General features: G+C 36.1%; 9 protein-coding genes and 1 pseudogene. 9 read left to right on the top strand and 1 reads right to left on the bottom strand.

The features are described 5' to 3' along the window. The first annotated feature begins 354 nt into the window (after positions 1-354). The 5 genes from AB1630_01295 to AB1630_01275 are packed head-to-tail and all read left to right on the top strand — an operon-like array spanning position 355 to position 6,184. Positions 355-1,806 carry an FtsX-like permease family protein gene (locus AB1630_01295; protein MEW6102444.1) on the top strand — a complete coding sequence of 484 codons (1,452 nt, stop codon included), beginning with the start codon at positions 355-357 and terminating at the stop codon, positions 1,804-1,806. After that, positions 1,806-3,179 carry a TolC family protein gene (locus AB1630_01290; protein ID MEW6102443.1) on the top strand — a complete coding sequence of 458 codons (1,374 nt, stop codon included), beginning with the start codon at positions 1,806-1,808 and terminating at the stop codon, positions 3,177-3,179. Before AB1630_01295 ends, AB1630_01290 begins: the two co-directional genes overlap by 1 nt. Next, positions 3,154-4,374: an efflux RND transporter periplasmic adaptor subunit gene (locus AB1630_01285; GenBank protein ID MEW6102442.1), complete on the top strand. Its 1,221-nt coding sequence runs from the start codon at positions 3,154-3,156 to the stop codon at positions 4,372-4,374. Before AB1630_01290 ends, AB1630_01285 begins: the two co-directional genes overlap by 26 nt. 3 nt (positions 4,375-4,377) lie before the next feature. Then, the gene (locus AB1630_01280; GenBank protein ID MEW6102441.1) at positions 4,378-5,052 is read left to right on the top strand and encodes an ABC transporter ATP-binding protein; all 675 of its coding nucleotides are present in this window, start codon (positions 4,378-4,380) and stop codon (positions 5,050-5,052) included. Next, on the top strand, positions 5,039-6,184 hold the full coding sequence (locus AB1630_01275; protein MEW6102440.1) for an ABC transporter permease: 1,146 nt from the start codon (positions 5,039-5,041) through the stop codon (positions 6,182-6,184). Before AB1630_01280 ends, AB1630_01275 begins: the two co-directional genes overlap by 14 nt. 7 nt (positions 6,185-6,191) lie before the next feature. Here the strand turns inward: AB1630_01275 and AB1630_01270 are convergent, their stop codons facing one another. Then, positions 6,192-6,314, bottom strand: a complete 123-nt coding sequence (locus AB1630_01270; protein ID MEW6102439.1) for a hypothetical protein — start codon at positions 6,312-6,314, stop codon at positions 6,192-6,194. Between the two features lie 252 nt (positions 6,315-6,566). On the opposite strand from AB1630_01270, the pseudogene AB1630_01265 reads away from it, so the two are divergent. The 4 genes and pseudogenes from AB1630_01265 (at position 6,567) to AB1630_01250 (ending at position 9,774) form a co-directional block, all read left to right on the top strand. Next, a pseudogene (locus AB1630_01265) lies at positions 6,567-6,749 on the top strand (IS3 family transposase). A 172-nt stretch (positions 6,750-6,921) separates the two neighbouring features. Further along, complete coding sequence (locus AB1630_01260; protein MEW6102438.1) at positions 6,922-7,842, top strand: ABC transporter substrate-binding protein; 921 nt, start codon at positions 6,922-6,924, stop codon at positions 7,840-7,842. Continuing rightward, positions 7,839-9,368 (top strand): ATP-binding protein, encoded by a 1,530-nt coding sequence (locus AB1630_01255; protein ID MEW6102437.1) that lies wholly within the window; start codon positions 7,839-7,841, stop codon positions 9,366-9,368. The genes AB1630_01260 and AB1630_01255 overlap by 4 nt, the downstream gene beginning before the upstream one ends. Positions 9,369-9,387: 19 nt before the next feature. Beyond that, positions 9,388-9,774, top strand: coding sequence for a four helix bundle protein (locus AB1630_01250; protein MEW6102436.1), 387 nt, complete (start codon positions 9,388-9,390; stop codon positions 9,772-9,774). Positions 9,775-9,776: the final 2 nt, after the last annotated feature.

The raw sequence follows: 9,776 nt of genomic DNA, 5'->3' as shown, positions 1-9,776 counted from the left end.
ATTTAATATATCGGCATTTTTTCCTTTTTTTTAAAGATAAAATTTTAGTTTTTCTCTTTTTGAATAAAATAAAGTGTTAAAAACCTAAGCAGGATTTGTTTCTACAAACTTATGGGTAAGTTCCAGTAGGTACTGCTGAGAAATGGTTTACGCAATACCAAAACCCTTATCAATTCTACCTGGGATGGGTAAATGGTGGATGGCAGTGGGCAATTACAAGGATGAACTGTGGGAACGCAAATGCAAAACGAGTATATATAAGTGGTGGATGGCAGACAGTTACCTTTTATGTTTATCCTTGGTAAGAATTAACACAGAGAAAGGGAGGGGGTAACTCCTCCCTTTTTTATAAAAATGCTTGAGATTATAAAGGAATCTTTAAAATCCCTATCTTTTTCTAAAAGGTGCTTGTTTCTTTCTATTTCTTTTATTCCAATAACAATAGGGTGTGTAATTCTTCTTTTCTCTATTACATCAACTATAAGTAACAGGATATTAAAGGATATTGAAGATATGGGAGCGGATATATTGAGATTAGATCCAACGGATTCTAATAAAATTGACCCGGATAAGCCGGTCAACTATTTTAATCTTACTTATGAAGACCTTTTATATATCAAAAGAAGATGCAAGTTTATAAAGGCAATTGCAATGCTTTCTTCGGGAGATTTGGGTGGTAGTAGTTGGCCGGTTGGGGTTCTTGGAAAAAAATACTCTAGGATAGAACCAATTGGGGGAATGTTTCTTGGAACCCTGCCTGATTATCAAAAGATAAAGAATTTGAAGGTAATTAAAGGAAGATTTATCAATAGGCTAGATTTAAAACTAAAGAGAAGGGTTTGTGTATTGGGAAATACCACCTATATCTTTTTAAGGGAAAAGAATATAATTGGTAAAAAGATAAAGGTAGCACTTTCTCCTGAAGATATGGCGTATTATGAAAGAAATAAAAGAGATTCTTTCCCCTTACCAAAAGAACCCTTTACTGTTATTGGTGTATTAGCAAGAGAGAATCCTTTTGCATTACCTATTTTTAGCCAGGAGTGGTGGTGTGATGATAATCAAGGGATATTTATCCCCTATACAGTAGTAAGTGAGGTTTTAGAGCCATCAGACCCTAAATATAAGGGTTTTCTAGGAGAGGTATTTATTAAAATAGCAATAAAAAAGGATAAGGCTTTGGAAAAGGGGATTAAATATAAGAGAATTACCTCGGAAAAGGAATTTAAGGAATGGCAGGAGAAGATAAAAAGGGGTAAATGGGTTTATGATGAGAAAGAGGGTCTTAATGTCCACAAAAGTGTGGAAAAAGAGGCATATGAGATTATAAATGTTTTAAAAGAAAGATATGGCAAGGATAAAAAGTTTTGTATATCATCGGCAGGTCGCCTCCTTGATGAACTAGAATCCCAAACCAAACAGGCAAACACATTCATTGCCACCATTGGTATAATAAGCCTCATTGTCAGCATTATCAGCATCTTAAGTATGATGCTTTTGTCGGTTCATCATAGAACATCTGAGATAGGTGTCCGAAGGGCATTTGGGGCAAGGAAAAAGGATATATTCTTTCAATTCTTAAAAGAGGCAATGGTTATCTCAGGAACGGGTGGAATAATTGGCATTGTCTTTGGGATAATTGGGGCAAATCTTATTGGCTGGTATGCCTCTTGGGAGATGGTAATTCCTTGGTATAGCATTGTCCTTGCCCTGGCCTCTAGCTTTATAATTGCCATTATTGGAGGAACATACCCTGCTTATCGTGCTTCTTGCATTCCTCCAGCAAGGGCTGTAAAATATGAATAATGAAATGGATTTTTCTCTTTTTCCCAACTTTGCTCTTTGCAGATTCATTAAATACCTTTATAACCCTTGCCTTGGAAAATAACCCTGAGCTAATTATAGAAAAATATCAATTAAATAAGCAAGAGGTCTCATTAAAAAAGGCAAAAAAGGCCGAGTTTTATCCTGAGATTTCCCTTTCTCTTACCACATCTTTATCAAAGGAAACTGTTGAGCTAAAGGATGAAGAGGGAAAGGAATACAAGCAGACAACAAAAACAAAGGAAAAGCCTACATTAGAAGCAATAACAGGCATATCAAGACCTCATCCCTTGGGTGGAAAGCTTAAGCTAAACCTTAAGCTATCGGATGTTATAGACGAGAAAGACAAGGAAAAGGGGGAACTTTCCATAGAATCAGAAGAGCCTATTTCTCTTTATCAAAGAAAGGTTATAAAAGAGCCATTATTGGATGAAAAGGAAGATCTTTTACTTTCTGAAATAAGCCTTAATAAAAAAATAGAGGAGACAATCTATAATGTCATTTCATCCTATTGTGAATTGCAAAGGCTTTCATCCTCTATTATTGTAAAAGAAAATGAATTTAATGACCTAATGGGCACATTAGAGATAGCAAAGGCAAAGCTTGAAAAGGGAATAATCCCAGAGCTTGATCTATTCCAAATCTCCCTCCAGCTTAAGAGCTCTGAGATAGAGCTTTCTGGATTAAGAAGGGAAAGGGAAGAAAAGGAAATAAGATTCCTTCAGCTTTTAGGAATTAAGGAGTTAGGAGAAAGGATTGAGAAGGAAAATTGGGAAAAAAGGATAGAAAGATTGAAAGGGCTAAAGATTATGGAAGATAATCTGGAGATTAAGATAAAGGAGATTGAAATAGAAAGGTTAAAAAGGGGTCTAAAGGAGGCAAAATCAAAAAACTCGCCTATTTTTATCCCTTCCTGGACAATTATCAAAGAAAAGGAAAGAAAAGAGGAAAAGATTGGGCTTTCCCTTAAATTTTATCTCTATGACAAGGGAATAAAGAAGGAAGAGATAAAGATACAAGAGGCATCATTAAAGCAAGAGGAGATTTCCTTGCAAAGCCTTGTTTCAGATATAAAGATAGAGATTTCTGAGCGAGAAAACGGAATAAAGGATAAGGAAAAAAGGATTCTTGTTCTTAAAGAGAACATCCAATTGGCAGAGAAAATCTATGAGATTACAAAGATAAAGCAAGAAAGGGGGCTTATTTTTTCCAAAGAGATGTTAGAGGCAGAGCAAGATGTAACAAAGCAAAAGAATGAGCTTATAAACCAAGAGATCGGGCTATTCCTTGATTATATAGAGCTAAAAAAGCTAAAGGGAGGGTTATACAATGCTTATCAAGAGAATCTTTTTTAGCTTTTTATTTATTATTATCGGCTGGATGCTTTGTAGCCTATACAATACAATGAAAAAAAAGGAGGAAATTCCCCTGGTTACAACCATCACAGTAAAGAGAGAAAGGCTTAAGGAAAAGATTAGCCTTTCAACCAAGGTCTCTTTGAAGGATATAATAAATTTAACCTCTTTCGCTAATTCATTTGTTGAAAAGATCTATGTAAAGCAGGCCGATGTAATAGAAGAAGGTTCTCTTCTTATTGAATTAAAAAAAGATGAGCTTTTGAATAGCTTAAGAAAAGAGGAGCTAAACCTTGAAAAACAAAGGAAAAGGGAGGCACAATTAGAGGATATCCCCAATCATCCTGAGGTAATTGATAAAGATGAGGAGATAAAGAGGCTAGAATGGGAAAAAAAGAGGGCAAAGGATGAACTTGAGGATGCAAAGAGCTTATACTCAAAGAAGGCAGTTGCTTTTAGGGAGCAAGAGGCAAAGGAGCTTGAGGTAAAGAGGCAGGAAATAAGCCTAAATAAGGCCATCCGTGAAAAGGATGAGCTTTTAAAGAGGCTTATTGATGAAAAGAAAGAGACAAATGTAAATATCAAGGATAGCCTTTTAAAGATAGATGAATTAAAGAAGCAACTTGAAGGCTGTAGGGTTATCTCGCCTATCTCTGGGGTTATTAAGAAGATAAATGTTGAAAAGAATAGTAAAGTAGAGATTGGAAGCATACTCTTATCTCTTGCTTCAACCGATGAGCTTGTGGCAAGGGGCTCTTTAAAGGAGACAAACTTCTTTTTGGTAAAATACGGTCAAAAGACAGAGCTTTATTCAGAGGCCTTGGGAAAAAGGTTTAAAGGCATTGTGCTTAAGGTTACCTCTGCTTCTACAAAAGAGCAAAAGGAAGAACAAGAGGGATGGGAGATGGTATCTTTAATTAAAGACCCAAGCGGATTAAGGGAGGGGATGGAATTATCCTGCGATATTATTATAAAAGAAAAGGAAAAGGAATCCCTGGTTATCCCACCTGAGGCATTGTATGAGGAGGATTCTGTCTTAGTGGTTGAAAAAGGAAAAATAAGGAAAAAGAAAATAGAGGTAGGCGAATCAACCACAGATAGCATTGAGATTCTCTCAGGGCTAAAGCAAGGCGAAATGGTGGTTATCCAATATGAGGAAGAAATAAGGGAGGGGATGAGGGTGAAGGTAAAATAAACGATGATTGAGCTTAAAAACATTAGCAAGACCTATTTTCTAAAAGCCTCAAGGGTTGAGGCATTAAAAAATATTTCCCTTGAGATAAAAGGGGGTGATTTTGTCTCGATTATGGGCCCATCTGGCTCGGGAAAGTCAACCCTTCTTTCCATTATTGGCTGTTTGGATATTCCAACCTTAGGAAGCTATATCCTTGATGGAAAAGAGGTTTCATCCTTAAGTGATGACGAGCTTTCTTTAATCCGCAATAAAAAAATAGGCTTTGTCTTTCAGGCATTCCATCTTCTCCCAAGGTTCAATGCACAAGATAATGTGGGGCTTCCCTTAATCTACAAAGGTGTTTCGAAGAAACAAAGGGAAGAGAGGGCGAATTTCTGCCTTTCAGAGGTAGGATTAGGAGATAGGCTATTTCATAACCCATCTGAATTATCGGGTGGAGAACAGCAAAGGGTTGCCATTGCCAGGGCATTAGCAAATTCACCGCAGGTTATTTTGGCCGATGAGCCAACCGGGAATCTTGATTCAAGCTCTAGTGAGGAGATAATGTCTATCTTGTCAAGACTTAATGAGAAAGAGGGAATAACCATTATTGTGGTAACCCATAATATAGCAGTTGCCAATAGAACAAAAAAGGTCTATCATTTAAAGGATGGGTTTTTTGTAAATGAAAGCATCTGACCTTTTCTTTTTGGCAAGAAAAGACCTAGGAAGCTTTAAATTAAGGTCTTCCCTTATAATCCTGGTTATTTCAATGGGAATTCTCTCAAGCACAATAAACCTTTATTCTGTTTCAAAGAGGATAGATGAGCTTATCAAAACCTTTTCTCAAATGGGCTCTAATCTTATTTCTATCTGGGTGCAGGATGAGAATATTACCTTAGATAAGCTTTCTTTCCTCTCTAATTATTTTCCCAATCTCTCATACAATGTTGAAACCTATAAGAAAATAAAATACATAAGGAAAGAAAAGGATGTGGTCATTATAGGAACAAATCCAGAATATAAGCTTACCAACTCAGTCAAGCTAGAGAGGGGAAGGTTTCTTTATCCTTCTGACCTTAAAGAGAAAAGAAGGGTCTGTTGTTTGGCAGAAGATTTAGCAAATTCCCTTAAAGCTAAAATGGGAGGAAGGATAAAAATAGAAAATGATAATTTTCGGATAATTGGGATATTTAGGGAAGGGGCATTAAGTGCAAGGAGACAACAACAAATGGCAATGCTCATTCCAATATCTGTATTTAATGAGATAGTAGAAAAAAAGGGCATGCCTTCAATGATCATTCCCTCCTTTGGAAAGCCTGAGATTGTCTCAAAACAAATAGAAAAGATGCTTAAAAAACGCTTTCCCTCCCAAAAGAAGGCAAAAAGATTGAGAAGAGAAAGGTTCTTTGTGGTCGGGGCAGAAGGCTTAAGGGAGGTAGTAAAACAGCAAGAGTTTATAGGGAGGATGACAATTTTAGGCATAGGCCTGGTTACCTTGCTCTTGGCAGGGGGTGGGATAATCAATCTCATTATGCTCTCTGTAAGGCAAAGATACAAGGAGATTGGGATAATGAGGGCAATGGGTGCAAAGAGGGATGATATATTCTATCTTTTTCTCATTGAAGGGTTTTTGCTTTCTTTATATGGCTTGTTATTAGGGGGATTTATTGGACTTTGTTATGTAGCTTTAAAAGGAGGGGCTAGACTTGACCTTTTCTTTAAGGCATTGCTTTACTCAAGCATTATCTGCTTCCCTCTTTCTCTTTGTGGATATTGGCCATCATCCTTGGCATCGCGAATTTCACCCTGTGAAGCAATGAGGGCTTAATGTTTTATCAAATCAAGAAGCTTAAGTGTTTCAGGGTCTGTAGGAAAATAGCAAGAATATCCTTTGCCTCCTTTAGGGCATTTTCATAATCCTCTGTTTGGATATAAATGGCAACCAGGTTTCTTCTCATTAAAAGATCGCATGGATTTATCCTTAATAGGAAGATACCATGTCTCTTCCCATTTCCAAAAGGTTTTAGTAACTATTTGTTGAGTATCTTAACCGATAACGGTCTTGAATTTAGCTATAAGGCTTTGCCAAAAGGAAAGAAAACCAAAAAGATTCATCCTTTTGATAAAATTTGTCAAAAAAATAAAATCCAACATAGAACCATTAAATTCAAGCAGGGTTGGACTAATGGGATGGTAGAAAATTTCAACAAAAGATAAAAAATAAAGCCTTGACAAAATATAGGTTCCAAAGTATAATTGAATTAAATGATAAACTTATTGACTTTATTGATGACTATAATCAAAATAAAAGGCTTAGGAGTTTGGGGTATAAAACTTCATCTCAATACCTAAAAGATGAAAAGAATATTACAACACAACGTATCGTTAGCTAACACATAAGCACGAAATTCTAAACAAATTCAAAGCACAAAATCCAAATGACAAAACAATGGGCGATGTTTTGGATTTTGAACATTTGGATTTTGATATTGTTTAGGATTTAGGATTTTGAATTTAGGATTTTATTATTTTTCGCTTGTCATAAGGTGAGTAGATACGAATAAAATGAAGAGGATTAGCCAGTATTTACTCCTTGTGTTCTTATTCTTAACCCCTCCCCTTTGGCTTGACTCTAGCCAGATAACTATTGCCGTGATTACATCTGGTAAAAGCAGTGCTTACTCCCAGGCTTTGGAGGGGTTTTTGAAATTGTTAAAAGAAAAGAAGGTGGATGCCAAGATTTGGGAATGTAATTTAGAAGAAAAAGAAGAAGAATCTAAAGCCATTATTAGACAGATAAAACAAAAAGCCCCTGACTTTATTTTTACTATTGGCTCAAAGGCAACCATTTTAGCCTATGAAAATATAAAAGATATTCCTATAGTTTTCAGTATGGTTCTTGCTCCTGTAGTTACATCTACAAATATCACGGGTGTTACCCTGAATATTCCTGTTGAAGCAACACTTAAAACCTTAAAAAGGATTCTACCAAAAGCAAAAAGGATTGGGCTAATATATTCAGAGAAAAGCGAGGGTATAGTCAAAACATTCACGGCATATGAAGAGATGGATCTTAAGCTTATTAGCAAAAAGATAAAATCAGAAATGGAGTTTCCTGATGCCCTTAAAAATATAAGTAAGCGTATAGATTGTTTCTTGATGCATGCCGATCCTTCTGTCTACTCAATGCCATCTACGCAATATCTCCTTAAGACAAGCCTTGCAGCAGGCTTGCCTGTTATAGGGCTTTCTTTATCTTATGTAAAAGCAGGCGCGCTTTTTTCCCTTGACTGCGATTATGAGGACATAGGTAAGCAATCCGCAGAAATAGCCTTAAGAATCTTAATGGGAGAAAGAGCTGACTTAATCCCCTTCTTACATCCAAGAAAGCAAAACCTTTGCTTAAACCTCATTGTCGCCGAGAGATTGGGCATTAAAATCCCCAAAAAGATTATTAAGGAAGCCTTAGTGGTGATTAAGGAATGAAAATATCTACTAAAATAACCCTGATTCTCTTTTTAATAATCCTTTTCTTTGGATTATTTCTGGGAATTTATATTGTTAATCTGGCAAATAAGGAGTTAAATGCTGAGCTTGAGGAAAGGGCAAAAGCACTTATAGATAACCTTGCCTTCAATAGTGAATATCTAGTTCTTGTGGGAGACAAAGAATCCCTTGCTAAATTGGGCAGTGGAATACTCAAGCAAAAAGACATTATTTTTTGCAAGATTCTTGACATGGCTGGCAATCCTTTACTTCAGGCTGGGAAAGACCAACAAGGAGGTGTGAAGAAATTTGTCTCACCTATTTTTACACAGAAAAAGATTGAGGCAGAGGAAGAAATAATGCTGGGCATAGCAAAGATAGGGAAAGAAGAAATCGGCAAGGTTCATTTAACGGTTTCTCTTAATAGCCTTAACCAGAAATTAAATAGGATCAGGGCAGCGATTATAATAACATTATTCGTGATTTTAGTCATAGTATTTTTAGCTGGTTCTCTTCTTATAAGGATTGTTTTAGATAGACCCATTCACCAATTAGTTATGGGTACTGAGAAAATTGCTGCCGGTTATCTTGATTACGAAATACCCATTAAATCTCAGGATGAGATGGGTAATTTAGCGAATGCCTTTAATAAGATGACAAAGGAGCTAAAGTCAGGAAGGGAAGAATTGGAGAAATATCACTCTCACCTTGAGGAATTGGTAAGCGAGAGAACAAATGAGGTAGAAAGGGTCAATGAACAGCTACAACAGGAAATAATCAAGCATAAGCAGACAGGGGAAACCCTTTCCCAAAAGCTTAAAGAGATTGAGGCAATAAATCAAGAGATGGATGGCTTTACCTACACAGTCTCTCATGACCTGAAGGAACCACTGAGGGGGATTGAGACATTTTCAAAGTTTCTTTTGGATGACTATTGGGACAAGCTGGATGACGAGGGAAAGGATTATTTAAGAAGAATATCAAGCGGTGCAAATCGGTTAAAGCTATTTATAGATGACCTCCTCTCATTATCAAGAATATCCAGAATAAAAAATCTCTATGAAACATTTAGCTCAAATGATATAATAAATGATGTTTTAAAGAGGCTTGAGCTTATGATAAAGGAAAGGGATTGTAAAATAAAGGTAGATGATAACCTTCCATTAGTCTATGGAGATAAAATAAAACTAAAAGAGATATTCTATAACCTTATTTCAAATGCGATAAAGCATAATGATAAAAAACCGAATATAGAGGTTTTTGGAGAGGAAAATGAAAGAGAAACCATATTCTCCATTAAAGACAATGGCATTGGGATAAAAGAGGAGGATTTTATAAGGGTTTTTGAGCCATTCAGAAGGTTGCATAAAAGGAGGGAGGATAAAGGAGGCACCGGTATTGGATTAGCAATTGTAAAAAAGGTAATAGATGAGCATAAGGGAAGGATATGGGTTGAAAGTAAGCTAAACGAAGGCTCTATATTTTACTTTAGCCTGCCAAAAAAGGAATTAGGGATTGGGGATTAGGGGTTAGGGAAGGAAAAAGATGAAGAATTATAAGGAATTGGAAGTATGGAAGAAGGCTATAAATTTGGTGATAGAGATATATAAAATAACCAAATCTTTTCCTTTGGAAGAAAGATATGGGTTGACCTCCCAGATTCAAAAATCTGTTGTGTCAATTCCAGCAAATATTGCGGAAGGATGGGGTAGAAGCTCAACCAAGGAATATATTCAGTTTCTGATAATAGCTAGGGGTTCTCTTATGGAATTGGATACACACCTAATTATTTCCCAAAAACTAAATTATATTCAGATAGAAATTTTAGAAGGGATACAAAGAGAGATAGAAAGTATAGGAAGGATGTTAAATCGTTTAATCCAAAGCTTAAAACACCAATCCCCAATCCCGAATCCCCAATCCCGAAATTAAAG

The organism is bacterium (assembly GCA_040753555.1).
Lineage (GTDB): Bacteria > UBA9089 > UBA9088 > UBA9088 > UBA9088 > JBFLYE01.
This window is presented reverse-complemented; position numbering and strand designations above follow the sequence as displayed.